11 protein-coding genes and 3 tRNA genes are annotated in these 16,343 nt (G+C 44.3%); 12 read left to right on the top strand and 2 right to left on the bottom strand.

Features of this window, described 5'->3' with window-relative positions; genetic code table 11:
• Window positions 1-144: 144 nt before the first annotated feature.
• A tRNA-Pro gene (locus tag WS42_RS12310) sits at window positions 145-218 on the bottom strand.
• A 128-nt stretch (window positions 219-346) separates the two neighbouring features.
• Here WS42_RS12310 and WS42_RS12305 point away from each other — a divergent pair.
• Window positions 347-970: a SagB/ThcOx family dehydrogenase gene (locus tag WS42_RS12305; protein WP_046451172.1), complete on the top strand. Its 624-nt coding sequence runs from the start codon at window positions 347-349 to the stop codon at window positions 968-970.
• A gap of 16 nt (window positions 971-986) precedes the next feature.
• A complete protein-coding gene (locus tag WS42_RS12300; RefSeq protein ID WP_286728565.1) occupies window positions 987-2,429 on the top strand; it encodes a bifunctional metallophosphatase/5'-nucleotidase in 1,443 nt (480 codons plus the stop codon).
• A 10-nt stretch (window positions 2,430-2,439) separates the two neighbouring features.
• Here the strand turns inward: WS42_RS12300 and WS42_RS12295 are convergent, their stop codons facing one another.
• Entirely contained in the window at window positions 2,440-3,942 is a 1,503-nt protein-coding gene (locus tag WS42_RS12295) for a potassium/proton antiporter (protein ID WP_046451169.1), read from the bottom strand.
• A 145-nt stretch (window positions 3,943-4,087) separates the two neighbouring features.
• On the opposite strand from WS42_RS12295, the gene WS42_RS12290 reads away from it, so the two are divergent.
• From WS42_RS12290 to WS42_RS12245, 10 genes are all read left to right on the top strand, one after another.
• Window positions 4,088-4,172: transfer RNA gene (locus WS42_RS12290), tRNA-Ser, on the top strand.
• A gap of 932 nt (window positions 4,173-5,104) precedes the next feature.
• Entirely contained in the window at window positions 5,105-5,353 is a 249-nt protein-coding gene (locus WS42_RS12285; protein ID WP_046405442.1) for a hypothetical protein, read from the top strand.
• Window positions 5,350-7,734, top strand: a complete 2,385-nt coding sequence (locus WS42_RS12280; RefSeq protein ID WP_202190017.1) for an alpha-L-arabinofuranosidase family protein — start codon at window positions 5,350-5,352, stop codon at window positions 7,732-7,734. The genes WS42_RS12285 and WS42_RS12280 overlap by 4 nt, the downstream gene beginning before the upstream one ends.
• A 37-nt stretch (window positions 7,735-7,771) precedes the next feature.
• The gene (locus WS42_RS12275; RefSeq protein WP_229053106.1) at window positions 7,772-10,111 is read left to right on the top strand and encodes a glycoside hydrolase family 127 protein; all 2,340 of its coding nucleotides are present in this window, start codon (window positions 7,772-7,774) and stop codon (window positions 10,109-10,111) included.
• A gap of 216 nt (window positions 10,112-10,327) precedes the next feature.
• On the top strand, window positions 10,328-10,987 hold the full coding sequence (locus tag WS42_RS12270; protein ID WP_013613531.1) for a hypothetical protein: 660 nt from the start codon (window positions 10,328-10,330) through the stop codon (window positions 10,985-10,987).
• 30 nt (window positions 10,988-11,017) lie between these two features.
• Window positions 11,018-12,343, top strand: a complete 1,326-nt coding sequence (gene ffh / locus WS42_RS12265; RefSeq protein WP_013613532.1) for a signal recognition particle protein — start codon at window positions 11,018-11,020, stop codon at window positions 12,341-12,343.
• Window positions 12,344-12,380: 37 nt separating this feature from the next.
• Complete coding sequence (gene folD / locus WS42_RS12260; protein ID WP_022160518.1) at window positions 12,381-13,262, top strand: bifunctional methylenetetrahydrofolate dehydrogenase/methenyltetrahydrofolate cyclohydrolase FolD; 882 nt, start codon at window positions 12,381-12,383, stop codon at window positions 13,260-13,262.
• A 61-nt stretch (window positions 13,263-13,323) separates the two neighbouring features.
• Window positions 13,324-14,556, top strand: coding sequence for a spore maturation protein (locus WS42_RS12255; RefSeq protein ID WP_022160517.1), 1,233 nt, complete (start codon window positions 13,324-13,326; stop codon window positions 14,554-14,556).
• Between the two features lie 27 nt (window positions 14,557-14,583).
• Complete coding sequence (mnmA, locus tag WS42_RS12250) at window positions 14,584-15,633, top strand: tRNA 2-thiouridine(34) synthase MnmA (RefSeq protein ID WP_022160516.1); 1,050 nt, start codon at window positions 14,584-14,586, stop codon at window positions 15,631-15,633.
• Between the two features lie 119 nt (window positions 15,634-15,752).
• Window positions 15,753-15,825, top strand: a tRNA-Trp gene (locus WS42_RS12245).
• Window positions 15,826-16,343 lie beyond the last annotated feature (518 nt).

Raw genomic sequence — 16,343 nt, 5'->3', positions numbered from 1 at the left:
ATGACATATGAAGTGATTATACTGGGGCATCTTCATATGCCATTGTATTTTATAGGGACATTTACTGAATATTCCTAATCAAAATGTAATCGTCACAATAAAAAAGAGGTCGGACTTTTGGTCTAACCTCTTGATAATCAGTAGTCGGGATGACAGGATTTGAACCTGCGACAACACGCCCCCCAGACGTGTACTCTACCGGGCTGAGCTACATCCCGTAATTGCGGTGCAAATATAAAGGAGATATTTGTAACTTGCAACAGTAAGGTGGAAAAAATTATTAAATACTGATTTTTTCCGGAAATTGTTTAACTTGCGGCAATATATGATTAAAAAAGGAGGTATCATGAAAAAGTTCTTATTGTTTTCGCTGTTGGTTGGCCTGTTTGGGGGAAGTCAGGCTCAGGATTTGAAACCTATAAAGTTGAATCAACCGAATGTTAAACGGGGATTATCTGTGATGACTGCTTTACAAAAACGTCAGTCTACCCGGGAATATGCTGATAAAAAATTGGAATTGCAGGATTTGTCGGACTTGTTGTGGGCTGCTGCCGGTATTAACCGGCCTGAATCAGGAAAACGGACGTCTCCGACGGCCATGAATAAGCAGGAAATCGATGTTTATGTGTGTTTGCAGGAAGGGGCTTATTTGTATCATCCAAAAGCGAATAGCCTCGAACCGGTGACTAAAGAAGATTTGCGTCCGGCTGTCGGGGGAGGACAGGGTTTTGTCGCTACTGCTCCGGTATGTTTGGTAATGGTGGCGGATTTGAGTAAGTTCGGCGGAGAGGTTTTAATGCCTGCCCTGGATGCCGGTATTGTTTCCCAGAATATATCCTTGTTTTGTTCCGGCACAGGCTTAGTGACAGTCCCCAGAGCCTCTATGGATCAGGCAAAATTGAAGAGTGGTTTGAAATTGAAAGATACTCAACGGCCTTTGATCAATCATCCGGTGGGATATGCAAAATGATAAAAGAAAAGTTATTGTGAACTTTGTGAGAAGATGGGGGATAGTGTTACTGCTTGCGGTAACACTATATTGTTGTAAAAATGAGTCGGGAACGCCGGGGAAGGTCGTGATCGTTTCTACTAACGATATGCATGCACAGCTGGCTCGTTTTCCTCTGTTGGCTACTTTGATTCAGCAAAAAAAGACAGAAGGAGGGGAAGTGATTGTGGTTGATGCGGGCGATCGTTTTTCGGGTAATCCTTATGTGGATCATGCTCTGGAGAGGGGGGAACCGATGATCCGGCTGATGAATAAGGTGGGGTATGATGTGGTTACGATGGGAAATCATGATTTCGATTATGGACAAAAAATATTGAAAAAGAGGCTGCATGAAGCCAATTTTCCGGTGGTTTGTGCTAATATGCTTTCTGAAAAGAGTGAGTTGGGGCAGCTGCCGGCTTATCAAATGATTGAGAGAGGCGGGCTGAAATTTTGTTTTTTCAGTTTGATTCAGACCGGAGCGAATCATCTTCCTGCAACTAATCCGGCTAACCTGGAAGATATTTCTTTCCGTTATTTCAAGGACGTTGTTCCGGAATATAAACGGGTGGCGGAGGAATGTGACGTGATGATCGGGTTAACTCATTTAGGGTTTGCCAATGATTCTTTGTTGGCTTTAGTGATGCCTGAGTTGGAGGTGATTGTCGGAGGGCATTCGCATACGGTCATTCGTGAACCGAAAAAGGTGAATGGGGTTTTGATCGGTCAGGCCGGTTCTAATCTGGAGTATGCCGGTGTGACTACACTTCGGTTTAAAGGTAAAAAACTGGTCGATAAATCTTATCAATTGGTGAGTTTGAAGGATATAGGAACTCCCGATCAGGAAATTGCTTTGCTGGTGGAAGAGATCAGTAACCGGCCGGAATTTAAAAAGATCATGGGACAGGCAGCAGAAGACCTGACCCGGAAAGAGGATGTCGCTTCATTGATGACCGATGCCATGCGTGATGCGGTTGGAGGTGATTTCGCTTTTTATAACAAAGGAGGAGTGCGGCTGAATGAACTACGTAAAGGAGAGATTACCATGGAAAAAATATATAAAATGGAACCGTTCTCCAATTATATCGTTGTTCATGAATGGAATCTGAACAAGATGGAAGATTTTATCTTAAAAGATTATAACAGAGGGAAAGATCCCGGGAAACGCTATATCAATTACTATATTTCAGGTGGAAAATATGAGATCATCCGGAATTTGCAAGGAGAGGGGATCGAGGTGAAATTTTATGACGCCAGGGGAAAATGGTTGAAAGATAAACAAAAGAAATACAAAATTGCCTTTAGCAATTATGTGGCTTCTTCCAATGAGCTGGTAAAAAGAGGGGAGGTTACCGATATCTTTATCACCGATGCAATTGCTGTCTACTTGCAAAAACAAGGAACTGTAAAATATACTGAACAACGGGCTTTTGTGAAATAGAGTTGCCTGTTTAGTTTTTGGTGATGGTAAATTCTTCGATACCCAGGGTGTTGTAGACTTGTTTCAACTCTTTTTCGTTATCGGAGATAATCAGAAGTTTATCGTTTGGAAATAACTGAGAACATCCGTTCGGTACAAAAAAATGATTGAAGCGTTTGACGAGAACGACCAGGGTATTGTCGGGGAGAGGGATATCGATCAGGTGATCTCCTTGAATGAGCATATCCTGGGTGACTATGATTTCTGAAAATACGGATTTCACTTCCTCGGGTAGTTCCATTTCGAATTCCTTGGCCATTTTTTTATTTTTGATGGATACGCCCAAAAGTCTGGCAATATGGGTGACACTGGTTCCTTGAATCAATAGAGAAAGTAGGGTGATGAAGAACACAATATTGAAAATCTGATGGGCTCCCGGTATGTTGGCGATCAGGGGATAAGTAGCGAAAATAATGGGTACAGCTCCGCGTAGACCGACCCAACAAACATATAACCGGCTTTTAAAAGTCATCTTGCGGAAAGGCAGGAGACACAATAAGACACTGACGGGACGGGCGAAGATGATCATAAAGATACCGATAAGCAGACCGAGCCAGGAGATGCTGATCAGGTCTTTCGGATTGACCAGTAAGCCTAGGGTAAGAAACATGATAATTTGGAAAAGCCAGGCTGTACTGTCGAAAAAATTGGTAATATTCTTTTTGTATACGATCCGGCGATTCCCGACGACCAGTCCGGCAATATATACCGCCAGATAACCGTTCCCCTGAAGTTTCTCGGTAAAAGAGAAAGTGAAAAATACAAAGGTCAGAAGAACAATCTGGTAGAGGGATTGGTTGAGGATTCTGAAATGGTTTAACGTATAAACAGCACAGCGTCCCAATAAATATCCGGCAATTCCTCCGACACTGAATTGGATGAAAAATGAAAGCAGCACCTGTCCGAAACTGAACTCTCCCGATTGAATGATTTGGATCAATAAGATGGTCAGCATATAGGCCATAGGGTCATTACTCCCGCTTTCTAATTCAAGCAGGGGACGTAGGTTGTGTTTTAGATTTAAGTTTTTGGAACGTAATATATTGAATACTGAGGCTGAGTCGGTGGATGACATGACGGCAGCTAGTAATAAACATCCTAACAAGGGTGCTTGTGCTTCCGGGAATGCCCAGGAAGCGAGGAGATAGACAAAACCTCCTGTAAATGCCGTCGTTAGAAGTACCCCCAAGGTTGCCAAGGTAATTCCTTGACCGATCACCGGTTTGATTTCTGTTATATTGGTGTCCATTCCGCCGGAGAAAAGGATAATACTCAATGATATAACTCCGATGAATTGTGCTGTTACCGGATTTTCGAATTCAATTCCGAAACCATCCCGCCCGAATCCCATCCCTACAATCAGAAATAACAATAAGACAGGAATACCGAGTTTAATCCCTGTTTTACCGATCATGATGCTGATGAATAGCAAGATAGAACCGAGCAGCAAAATATTTTGAGTGGTTATGATCATGTCCTTTTTTTGAAGTTAAACGCCTGGGCAGCTTCAAGGTTATAAGCCAGGATGGATAAAATATGAAATAGTTCGGTTTTTACCTTTATTTTCCTGAAAATTATTTTTGAGATTCTGTTTTTTACCCTATATTTGCATCCGAATTGGAGAGGTGGCAGAGTGGTCGATCGCGGCGGTCTTGAAAACCGTTGACTGTCATAGGTCCGGGGGTTCGAATCCCTCTCTCTCCGCTGAACTAACCGGACACTACCGGACAATGAACAGCCAAGTCCCACAAATTCAACGATTTGTGGGACTTTTTTATCCCCTTATGTCTGCCCTGGACACCATTTAGAAGAAAGGACAGGTAATCCTGACCGGAGTACGGATTCCCGGGTTACTTGATCGGATTGTTTCTACAAAATACTGATTTCTAAAATGATTCCTAATGTAAGGAGGCAGAAAACATCTGTTTCGTAGGAGTTCATGTTTTTTAGGTCACAGTGCGTTTTCCATAAAGTGATAACGTGAGTCTCCGGTGTTCGTGTTTGGTGATCAACAGAAGCGACCGGGTCGATAATTCCGATTACCGGAGACGAATTAGTAACAGAATAATTCTACTTTTTGTTTTATAGTTGTATTTAAGACACTTATGGAAAAATTGTACAGTAGATTTGTTATATTTTTGTTAAAATAGTAACTGAAAATCTGTCGAAAAGTACAATATTTTCATTTTTTCGGATGTTTGTGCTATAGATGTTCCGAAATATCCGCCACATTTGTAAAAGAAATTTAAAAACAAAACCGTCGTTCTCTATACTATTTATTAAATAGATGATAATGATCAAGTGGGTAATCAAAGATAAACGTTCGATTAAATCAGTCGAAAGTTTATAAAGTCCATAAAGTTTATAAAGTTCCTGGACCCTGAGGCCGCTTGGTTAATTAACAATTATCAAATGACATTTGACAATATATCTCCAAACCTATGGTTTCTTTTTTATTTGTCTGATAATCAATGATTATATTTTTATTCTAATTCTCATTTTTCTTTTCTTATTTTTTTCTAATGGAAACGAAACTTTCAGGTAATTGTCAATTGTCGATTATCGTCTGTCAATTATTCTTTTGGTAGAAATCCGCCAAAAGAATCGAACGTCTGAAAAAAGCTTATGATGCCGCTTTGGCTGCCGGAAAGTGGAAAGATACCTATGCCGCGACCAATATCGAAGAGTATTGGGCCGAAGGAGTACAGGATTGGTTTAACGTGAATGCTGAAGTTCCTAAACCGGACGGAAAACATAACCAGGTGAATACCCGCAAGGAATTGAAGGCATATGACCGCGGTTTGTACGATATTTTGAGCGAGTTTTTCCCGGCTACGAACGAGCAGATTAGTTGTCATAAATACATCAATAAATATCGAAAATGAAGAAGAATAATATCGTTTTATTCGGGATAGCGGTGCTTTGTGCATGTTCTGTCCCAAAAGAGCGTCAACCTTTGACCGGTGGACAGTGGGGAGAAATAAAGAACGGTTCTGCCGAAGAGGTCGTTTCTTCAGAAGTGCTCTATTGGCAGGCTCCTCCTGCCAGTAAAGAAGTTTTACACTTCTATGATGCAACGGCTCATGACGGTACCCGGAGTTTATGTATTTCAGCCGACGGTTTGGCTAATGGATACTGGAATAACCGGGTGAATCTCAAACCGTGGTCGAAATATCGCTTCAAAGGGTGGATCAAATGTGAAAATGTAGTGGCCGAACCGCAAGGGGGAGCCGGATTCCGCTTGCAGGGAGTCGAGGTACAATTGCCTGATTTTACCGGTACGCAAGACTGGACTTTGGTCAGTTGTGATTTTGAGACCGGAGCGAACGATTGTGTCACCGTATCATGTTTGCTGGGAACAGAAGGAAAAGCAAAAGGGAAAGTATGGTTTGACGATCTTTCGTTCGAATGTCTGGGTACGGAGGTCATCGAAACCAGTATAAAAGTTGATCCGGCAGAGCAAAAGGCGGAGATGTCTCCTTATATTTATGGGCAATTTATAGAACATATGGGGCATTGTATTTATGGAGGTATCTGGGCCGAAATGTTGATGGACCGGAAATTCTGGTATGCTCCGGGGCAAAAAGGTTCTCCCTGGCAGATTGCGGGCACGGATAAAGCGGAAGAAGGTTTATATATGGACGAGACGGCTCCCTATACAGGACGGCATACTCCGGTGTTGAAATCCGACGGTAAACGGATCGCGCTGAAACAGACGCAACTGGGATTACGGCCCGGTATTTCCTGTTCGGGATATATTGTAATGAAAGCCGATCGCGAAATGCCGGTAAAAGTGATGTTGAATTACGGTTCGTTTATTCAGGAATTATCCTTGGAGGTCGGGACTACTTATCGTAAATATCCGGTGCATTTTTCAGCTTTCGATCATAAAGTAAAGGATGCTACTTTTTCGATCTGTCCGCAAAAAGAAGGACGATTATGGATCGGTACGGCTTCTTTGATGCCGGATGATCATATCGACGGCTTCCGGGCGGATGTGCTGGCTTTGCTGAGAGGATTGAAAGCTCCGGTATATCGTTGGCCGGGAGGTAATTTCGTCAGTGGTTATGATTGGCATGACGGGATCGGTGAACGGGATAAACGGCCTCCCCGGAGAAATCCGGCCTGGACAGGAGTGGAATCGAACGATGTCGGGATTCATGAGTTTATGCGATTGTGTGAATTGTTGGATACCGAGCCTTATATTGCTGTAAATGCCGGTTTGGGAGGGGTAAAAGAAGCTGCCGATGAGGTGGAATATTGTAACGGTGCAGAGGATACACCGATGGGTAAATGGCGGAAACAAAACGGACAGGCAAAACCCTGGAAGGTGAAATGGTGGTCCGTCGGGAATGAAATGTTCGGGGATTGGCAACTCGGTTTTATGAGTACGGAGGCTTTTGTGAAAAAACATAACAGTTTTGCAGATGCGATGTGGAAAGTAGATTCTTCTATCCACCTGATTGCTGTCGGAGAAGTGGGCCGGTGGGACGAAATGATTTTGGCTAATTGTGCCGACCGTATGGATTTGGTGAGCGAACATTTTTATTGTCAGGACTGGCATGGCGGAGGACTGATGACACACGTATTGCAAATTCCCCGTAATATTCGCCGGATAGCCGAGGCACACCGGGGATACCGGAAAGATATACCCGCTTTGGAAGGTAAAGATATCCGTATTTGTATGGACGAATGGAATTATTGGTACGGCCCTCATATCTATGGCGAATTGGGTACCCGTTATTTCTTACGGGATGCTTTGGGGATTGCTGCCGGACTGAACGAGTTCCTCCGTCAAAGCGATATGGTATTTATGGCCAATTATGCACAAACGGTGAATGTCATCGGTTGTATCAAAGCGACGACGACGGATGCTTGTTATGCTTCGACCGGCGAGGTGTTGAAATTATATCGCGAACAATTCGGTACCGTTCCGGTGAAAGTGGACGGAGAGTTACGTCCCCTGGATGTCGCTGCCGCTATCCGGTCTTCCGATCAGGCATTGACTTTATCTGTTATAAATCCGGGCTGGGAAGAAGTGACTTTCGAGCTGGATATACTGGGTGGACAGTTTGAGTATCAGGAAAAAACATGCCGGTTGAACGGAGTGGCGACGATTTATACCCTTACCGGACCCGACGATATGGCTTATAATACACCGGGACAGGAAAGTGTGGTGAAAGTGTCGGAAAAAAGTTTGAAAAATACCAAACAGGTGAAAGTAGGCCCTTTTAGTGCGAATGTGATTGTACTCGGAACAGAGTAAAGAGGTGCAAAGGTAGAATTTGAAAATAATGGAAGTTATGAGAAAATTAATAATAGGATGGTTACTGGTTATAGGGATTGTGTCGGTAGGCCGAGCCTGTGAACATTGTGCGGCCTTGGCTGTCGGGAATGTGGTGCCGGCGAAGGTGAAGTATTTCGGTTTGAAGGATGTCCGTTTGCTGGATAGCCCTTTTAAGAATGCTATGGACCGGAATGCGGCATGGATGCTGGAAATGGATATGGACCGGTTGTTATCGAATTTCCTGAAGAATGCAGGCCTCGAGCCGAAAGGAGAATCTTATGGAAGCTGGGAGTCTATGGGGATAGCCGGGCATACCCTGGGACATTATCTTTCGGCTGTGGCACAACAGTATGCCTCTACCGGAGACGAACGCTTCAAACAACGGGTGGATTATATCGTGCACGAACTGGATAGTTGCCAGCAATATTTTGTGAACGGTTTTATCGGTGGCATGCCGGGGGGAGACCGGGTATTCAAACAGGTGAAAAAGGGGATTATCCGTTCGGCCGGATTCGATTTGAACGGCTTGTGGGTCCCCTGGTACAACGAACATAAAACCATGATGGGACTCAATGATGCTTATCTGTTAGCTGGGAACGAGACTGCTAAAAAAGTGCTGGTGAATTTGGCTGATTACCTGGTGGACGTACTTGCCGGACTGACGGACGAACAGGTACAGACAATGCTGAATTGTGAGTTCGGGGGTATGAACGAGGCATTTGCCCAGGTGTATGCTCTGACCGGAAATAAAAAATACCTGGACGCTTCGTATCGATTTTACCACAGACGATTGATGGAACCGTTGGCAGAAGGGAAAGATATCCTGCCCGGATTGCATTCGAATACTCAGATTCCGAAGATCATCGGTAGTGCACGTCAGTATGAGTTGACCGGAAACTCAAAGGATGAACGGATTGCCGAATTTTTCTGGACAACGATGGTAAATCATCACAGTTATGCCAACGGGGGAAATAGCTCGGGAGAATATCTTTCGACACCCGATAAACTGAACGATCGCCTGACGCATTCTACCTGTGAGACGTGTAATACTTATAATATGCTGAAATTGAGCCGGCATCTGTATGAATGGACCGGAGATCCGAAGTATCTCGACTTTTACGAGAAAGCATTGTATAATCACATCCTGGCTTCTCAGCATCCCGAAACGGGAATGACCTGTTATTTTGTGCCGCTGGCGATGGGAACCCGGAAAGATTTTTGCGATAAATACAATTCATTCACCTGTTGTATGGGAAGTGGTTTTGAAAATCATTCCAAGTATGGGGGGGCGATTTACAGTCACGGTAGCGACGACCGTTCTCTGTTTGTCAATCTTTATATACCCTCGGTATTGACCTGGAAAGAGAAGGGATTGAAAGTGAGGCTGGAAACCGTTTATCCGGAGAATGGACGGGTGACGTTGAAAGTGGTCGAGGGGGAACGTCAGCCTTTGGCTTTGAATCTGCGTTATCCGGTGTGGGCCGGAGAAGGGATCGTGGTGAAAGTAAACGGTACAAAGCAGAAAGTAACATCCAAACCGGGATCTTTCATTACGCTGGAACGGAAATGGAAAGCAGGCGACCGGATCGAATTGAATATACCGATGAATCTTTATACGAAGGAAATGCCGGATAATGCCGACCGGCGGGCTGTGTTCTACGGACCGACTTTACTGGCAGGTGCATTGGGTGAGAAAGAGATAGAACCGATCCGGGGTGTACCGGTTTTTGTTTCACCCGACAAACAGGTATGTAAGTATATCCACCCGGTAAACGGTAAACCGTTGACTTTTGAAACCGAAGGTTTGGGTTATCCGAAAGAGGTGACGTTGATTCCTTTTTACAATACCTACGATCAGTATTATACGGTGTATTGGGATGTATTCTCACCCGGGGAATGGAAACAAAAACAGGCGGAATACGAAGCAGAAAGATTGCGGATCGAAGAGTTGAATAAGGTGACTGTCGATTATATCGTGCTGGGAGAAATGCAGCCCGAACGGGATCATAACCTGAGTGCCGGGGAAAGCCGTATCGGAGATTTCAGGGGTAAAAAATACCGGTATGCTTATCCGACCGGATTTTTTGATTTCGATATGAAAGTATCCGGGACGGAACCCATGAAGATGATGATGACTTTCTGGGGCGGGGATTGTGGCCGTGATACCTTTGAAATCCTGATCGATGGTGAACGTCTGGAATTGTTCTCTCCTAAAGGTGAAGATGGAAACTTCGTTGAAAATACGATTGTAATCCCTGCTAAATTTACCGAGGGAAAAGATAAAATCCGGGTATCTTTTAAAGGATATGAAGGCAAACGTGTCACTTCCTTGTACAATTGCAGAATGATGCGTTGATAAGTGTAGTTTCAAATTTATGTTGTGTGAATCCGGTAGGAGTGATCCTGCCGGATTTTTTGGCTTTTCTATTTTACCGGTTATTTTTATGCGTTTGTCTGGTTGTATTCATTTCTTTCGTTTCTTATGAAAAAAATAGAAAAATCGGTGGTTAAATGCTCAGAATATACTATTTTTGTTGAAAATTAAACAGCTCATCTTTTAAATGTACTTTATATGGTCAGTATTTCTCATGTTGTAGAAGATATCGTAAAACACCGGCCTTATCTGTCGGAGTCTTTAGCGGCGGGCATTATCAATGTTTCTTCGCTTGCCCGGCAATTGCAGCCCGATGTGGAGAGAGCGTTGCAGAAGGGAGTGAATACCGGGGCTATTGTGATGGCCTTGAATCGGTTGGCGCCTTATTTGCAGGTGCGGGAGCAGGTGCAGTTGAATAAGTTGCTGAGTAATATGGGGGATATTATTCTTAGGAGTAGTTTGTGTGACTATACTTTTAAAAATTCACCTACTCTATTGGATTGCCATATCGAAGTATTGAAAAATCTGGTGAAAAACGATGAGATTTTTTATACGATGGTACAGGGAGTTTTCGAAACCAATCTTGTGATCAGCGACACGATGGAGGAATTGATCGCCGATTATTTTAAAGATGAGTTGTGTCTCTTTAAAAAAAACGGTCTGTCTTCGGTGACGCTGAAATTGCCGAAAGGGAACAGTATGCAGGCCGGTTTTTATTATACCATTATGAAAGAATTATCTTGGGAAGGTATCAATCTGACCGAAGTCATCTCTTCTACCAACGAGTTTACGGTGGTGGTTGATAATGCCTTGATCGATAAAACATTTGTGGTGTTGAAAAATATTGGGAAAAGATAAAATAATCATTAAATATAAAGCGAATAAGATATGTTTGAGAATTTATCGGAAAGACTGGAACGGTCGTTCAAGATATTAAAGGGGCAGGGAAAAATCACAGAATTGAATGTCGCGGAGACCTTGAAGGAGGTGCGCCGATCCTTGTTAGATGCCGACGTCAACTATAAAATAGCGAAGGACTTCACCAATCGGGTGAAAGAGAAAGCTTTGGGTATGAATGTGCTCACGGCTGTCAAACCGGGACAAATGATGGTGAAGATTGTCCACGATGAGTTGGCTGAGTTGATGGGGGGCAAGAATGTCGAAGTAGATATAAAAGGTAATCCGGCGATTATTTTGATGTCCGGTTTGCAAGGTTCCGGTAAAACGACCTTTTCCGGTAAGTTTGCCAATTTATTGAAGAATAAAAAAGGGAAGAAACCTTTGCTGGTGGCTTGTGACGTTTATCGTCCCGCTGCTATCGAGCAGTTGAAAGTTTTGGGCGAACAGATCCAGGTGCCTGTATATAGCGATGAGACGACCAAAGATCCGGTAAGGATCGCTTTGGATGCCATTAAACAAGCCAAAGCGAAGGGGTATGATGTGGTGATTGTCGATACGGCAGGACGTTTGGCTATCGACGAGCAGATGATGAACGAGATCGCTGCAATCAAAGAGGCTATTCATCCGAATGAAACCCTGTTTGTGGTCGATGCGATGACCGGTCAGGATGCAGTGAATACTGCCCGCGAATTTAACGAACGGCTGGATTTCAACGGAGTGATTCTGACCAAACTGGATGGAGATACCCGGGGGGGGGCCGCTCTTTCTATCCGTACGGTAGTGAACAAACCGATCAAGTATGTCGGAACCGGAGAGAAACTCGAAGCTTTGGACGCCTTCCATCCCGAACGTATGGCCGACCGTATTCTGGGGATGGGAGATATCGTGTCCCTGGTAGAAAAGGCTCAGGAACAGTTCGATGCCGAAGAAGCCAAAAAATTACAAAAGAAAATTTCCCGCAATCAGTTTAATTTTAATGATTTCCTGAGTCAGATCCAGCAAATCAAAAAGATGGGAAATATCAAAGATCTGGCTTCCATGATTCCCGGTGTCGGTAAAGCACTGAAAGATATCGATATCGACGACGATGCCTTTAAAGGAGTTGAAGCGATTATCTATTCCATGACTGCTGCCGAACGGGAGGATCCGGCCCTGATAAACGGTTCACGCCGTAAGCGAATTGCCGAAGGTAGTGGAACGACCGTTCAGGACGTGAACCGTCTGTTGAAACAATTCGAAGAATCGAAGAAGATGATGAAGATGTTGTCCGGTGGTGGTAAACTGATGCGGAAAATGCCCGGCATGAGACGTTGAGCGACTGTAAGTGATTAACGAAAAGTGAATAGAAGAAATGGAGTTAATAGATGGGAAAAAAATTGCAGCTCAGGTAAAACAAGAGTTGGCAGATGAAGTAAAACGGATGAAAGCAGCCGGAGCCAAAACACCTCATTTGGTGGCCGTTCTGGTAGGTAACGATCCGGCGAGTGAAACTTATGTGGCCAGCAAAGTAAAGGCTTGCCAGGAGGTCGGTTTCAAGAGCACCGAAATGAGGTATTCGGCCGATATTACCGAAGAACAATTGTTGGCTGTCGTCGATAAGTTGAATCAGGATGCCGACGTAGACGGTTATATCGTACAGTTGCCGTTGCCTCGTCATATCTCTGAGCATAAAGTGTTGATGGCTATCGATCCCGATAAAGATGTGGATGGATTTCATCCCTGCAATGTCGGCAAGATGGTGACCGGTTTGCCTGCCTATCTGCCTGCAACTCCCGCGGGAATCGTAGAGTTGCTGAAACGTTATGAAATACCCACTCAAGGGAAGCATTGTGTGGTGATCGGGAGAAGCAATATCGTAGGTACTCCGATGGCGGTGTTGATGTCACGTAAAGATAAATATGCAGATTGTACGGTGACGATCTGTCATAGCCGTACGCAAAATATAAAAGAAATGACGTTACAAGCCGATATACTGATCGTCGCTTTGGGAAAACCTCATTTTGTGACTGCCGATATGGTAAAAGAAGGTGCGGTAGTGGTAGACGTCGGAATCCACCGGATACCTTCGGATAAAACGAAGTCCGGTTTCCGCCTGGTGGGGGATGTAGATTTTGAAGGAGTAGCTCCTAAATGTTCTTATATCACGCCTGTTCCGGGAGGAGTGGGGCCGATGACTATTGTGTCTTTGCTGCAAAATACCCTTAAAGCTTGCAAGGGACTGGCTGACAAGTAAAAAGTTTTGCTTTTTACTTGTCGTGATCGGTTCCCTTTGCGTTAATCAGGTGTAGTGAATTATGGTGTTGAATTATATCTGGATTTTCTTTTTTGCCGTTGCCTTTATCGTCGCTTTATTTCGTTTAGTGATAGGAGGTGATACGGAAGTATTCAGCGCTATGATGACCTCTACTTTCGATATGTCGAAGACCGGTTTCGAGATTTCCCTGGGGCTGACCGGAGTGCTGACTTTGTGGATGGGGATCATGAAAATCGGTGAACGGGGTGGGGCTGTGCAGGTGATGTCAGGAATGATCAATCCGTTTTTCCGCCGTCTTTTCCCTGGGCTGCCTCAGGATAGTCCTGCCCATGGGTCCATTATGATGAATCTGGCTGCTAATATGCTGGGCTTGGATAATGCTGCTACACCGATGGGATTGAAAGCGATGCAGCAAATGCAGGAGGTCAATACCCGGAAAGATGCGGCTTCGAATGCTCAGATTATGTTCCTGGTATTAAATACTTCAGGACTGACGATCGTACCGGTGTCGATCATGGTATATAGGGCCCAATTGGGGGCTGCTAATCCGACCGATATTTTTATTCCTATCTTACTAGCCACTTATTTTTCTACTTTGGCTGGTTTGATAGCTGTCGCTATTTATCAAAAGATCAATTTGTTCGATAGAGTGATTCTGGCTTATTTGGGAGGAATTTCGGCTTTGATGGCGGGAGTGATCTGGTATTTTTCAACCTTGGATAAAGAAGCGGTAACCGTTGTTTCGAATGTCGCCAGTAACATTATTCTGTTCGGTATCATCATGGTATTTATCGGGATGGCGGCCTGGAAGCGGATCAATGTGTACGATGCTTTTATCGAGGGGGCTAAGGATGGATTCGCTACTGCTGTAAAGATCATTCCTTATTTGATCGCGATTTTGGTGGCGATCGGGGTATTCAGGGCTTCCGGGGCTATGGAAGTGGTGATGTCTGCGATTACCCGGGGGATAGAAGGACTTGGTTTTAATGCCGACTGGGTGGATGCGTTGCCGACAGCTTTGATGAAACCGCTGAGTGGAAGCGGTGCCCGGGGGATGATGATCGATACCATGAAGACTTTCGGGGCCGATTCATTTGCCGGACGTTTGGCTTGTACTTTCCAGGGGGCGACGGATACGACTTTTTATATCATTGCTGTTTATTTCGGGGCAGTGGGGATCCGGAATACCCGTTACGCTGTTCCGTGTGGACTGATTGCCGATTTAGCAGGGATTATCGCTGCGGTCGTGATCGCCTATTTGTTTTTTGCCTGAAAATTTTTCTAGTTCAAAAATCTGTATATGAAAAAGGTGGTTGTCGGTATGAGCGGAGGGGTCGATAGTTTTGTGACCGCTTTATTGTTACGCCGGCAAGGGTATGAAGTGATCGGGGTGACCCTGGAATTGTGGGAGAAAAATGATTTAAGCGGTGTGAGAGACAGTTGTGAAAAACTGAATATCCCTTTCCTCTGCCGGGAAGGACATGAACTATTCAGGCAGCAGGTGGTTGATCCTTTCGTAAAAGCTTACCGGTCGGGTCTTACGCCGAGTCCTTGCTGCATTTGTAACCGCCGGGTAAAGTGGATATTGTTACAGCAGGTGGCTGATGAGTTGGGAGTGGAGTATATCGCAACGGGACATTATGTCAGGATTGTCGAACGGGAGGGAAGATTTTATATCCGGAAAGGGATCGATCCTCAGAAGGATCAGTCTTACTTTTTGTGGGGCTTGCCTCAGGCGCTTTTAAGAAGAGCGTTGACCCCTTTGGGTGAATATACCAAAAAACAAGTGAAGGAGTGGGCGGCCCGGAATGGATACGAGCAGATGGCCCGGAGACGGGAGAGCATGGGGATATGTTTTCTGAAAAATAAGGATTACCGTGATTTTATAAAGGATTATCCTATAAAAGACTTCCGACAGGAAAGTGGAGAAATTATTGACGATAAAGGACGGGTATTGGGCGTACATGCCGGAATCTTGAATTATACGGTTGGACAGAAACGGGGGATTCCCGACCGGACCGGAGTTCCTATGTATGTCCGGGAAATCGATGTGGAGAGGAACAGTATTATTGTTGCTCCCAAATCCGGGTTATATACTTCTGTGCTGACAGTCGGGCAGGTAGAGGCAGTGTACTTTGGGGATTTGTTAGCTGCCGGGGTAGAAATCAAAATCCGGGGTTTGGGATTAAATCCGAGGGGAAATATCCGGGCTGAACGTTTGAGCCCTGACCGCTTGAAAGTGGTCTTGAGTGAGCCTGCCTGGGCCGTTGCTCCGGGACAACCTGTTGCTTTTTACCACGAAGATATTTTATTGGGTGGAGGAATTGCTGAAAAGGATGAAAAGCTGTAAGTCAAAATATTATTTCTAAACCGGGGCGTATGGGAAAATTGAAGCGGAAAAAAATCTAAGAAATATGTACAGGAATATTGCAGATTCCAGGAAATTTGCTTTCCTTTGCAGCATCAAATACGGGTGTAGCTCAGTTGGTAGAGCACTGGTCTCCAAAACCAGGTGTCGGGAGTTCGAGCCTCTCCACCCGTGCACCGAAACGCTATCTGAAAAGATAGCGTTTTTTAGTGTTGTTCTCCCTCTTTCCGGTTTAGCTGTTATTCGAAGGGACTTCCACATACGCCTGTTGGTGCTGATCTACAAAAAGCTTGTTACGCTCCGGGTGTTGTTTGCGCTGAGACTCGTAATTGGCAAACAGCAAAAGTACAAGAATGTATATGGCTATGTGAAGCCAATGCCTGATTTTTTGGAAGTTAGGTTTTGTTTTCATCCGAATCGTGTTTTATTATATAGATGCATCCTGTTTTATTACGTTGCGTCAAGATCGACATTTTTTTCATAAAAGATTTCATTCCTCGTAAAATTAAAGAAATATTAACTAAAAAGATAGTTTATTCCAGCTGACTTTGGTTTCATGTTATCAAGGAAATAGGTATTTATTGTACTTTTGTAACCGCTGTAACTAAAAAATAGTAGAATTATTTTGTTACTTATTCGTCTTCGGTGTTCGTGTTTGGAGACCCGGTCGCTTCTGTCGGTCGTCTACCTTT

The organism is Odoribacter sp. N54.MGS-14, assembly GCF_000980295.1.
Lineage (GTDB): Bacteria > Bacteroidota > Bacteroidia > Bacteroidales > Marinifilaceae > Odoribacter > Odoribacter splanchnicus.
Note: the sequence above shows the minus strand (reverse complement) of the source record. Positions and strands in the feature narration are given on the sequence as shown.

Bases quoted from the DNA above. Each gene is read 5' to 3' on its own strand.
- WS42_RS12305 (WP_046451172.1), top strand. From the start codon at position 347: ATGAAAAAGTTCTTATTGTTTTCGCTGTTGGTTGGCCTGTTTGGGGGA.
- WS42_RS12295 (WP_046451169.1), bottom strand. From the start codon at position 3,942: ATGATCATAACCACTCAAAATATTTTGCTGCTCGGTTCTATCTTGCTA.
- WS42_RS12280 (WP_202190017.1), top strand. From the start codon at position 5,350: ATGAAGAAGAATAATATCGTTTTATTCGGGATAGCGGTGCTTTGTGCA.
- WS42_RS12275 (WP_229053106.1), top strand. From the start codon at position 7,772: ATGAGAAAATTAATAATAGGATGGTTACTGGTTATAGGGATTGTGTCG.
- WS42_RS12270 (WP_013613531.1), top strand. From the start codon at position 10,328: ATGGTCAGTATTTCTCATGTTGTAGAAGATATCGTAAAACACCGGCCT.
- ffh (WP_013613532.1), top strand. From the start codon at position 11,018: ATGTTTGAGAATTTATCGGAAAGACTGGAACGGTCGTTCAAGATATTA.
- folD (WP_022160518.1), top strand. From the start codon at position 12,381: ATGGAGTTAATAGATGGGAAAAAAATTGCAGCTCAGGTAAAACAAGAG.
- WS42_RS12255 (WP_022160517.1), top strand. From the start codon at position 13,324: ATGGTGTTGAATTATATCTGGATTTTCTTTTTTGCCGTTGCCTTTATC.
- mnmA (WP_022160516.1), top strand. From the start codon at position 14,584: ATGAAAAAGGTGGTTGTCGGTATGAGCGGAGGGGTCGATAGTTTTGTG.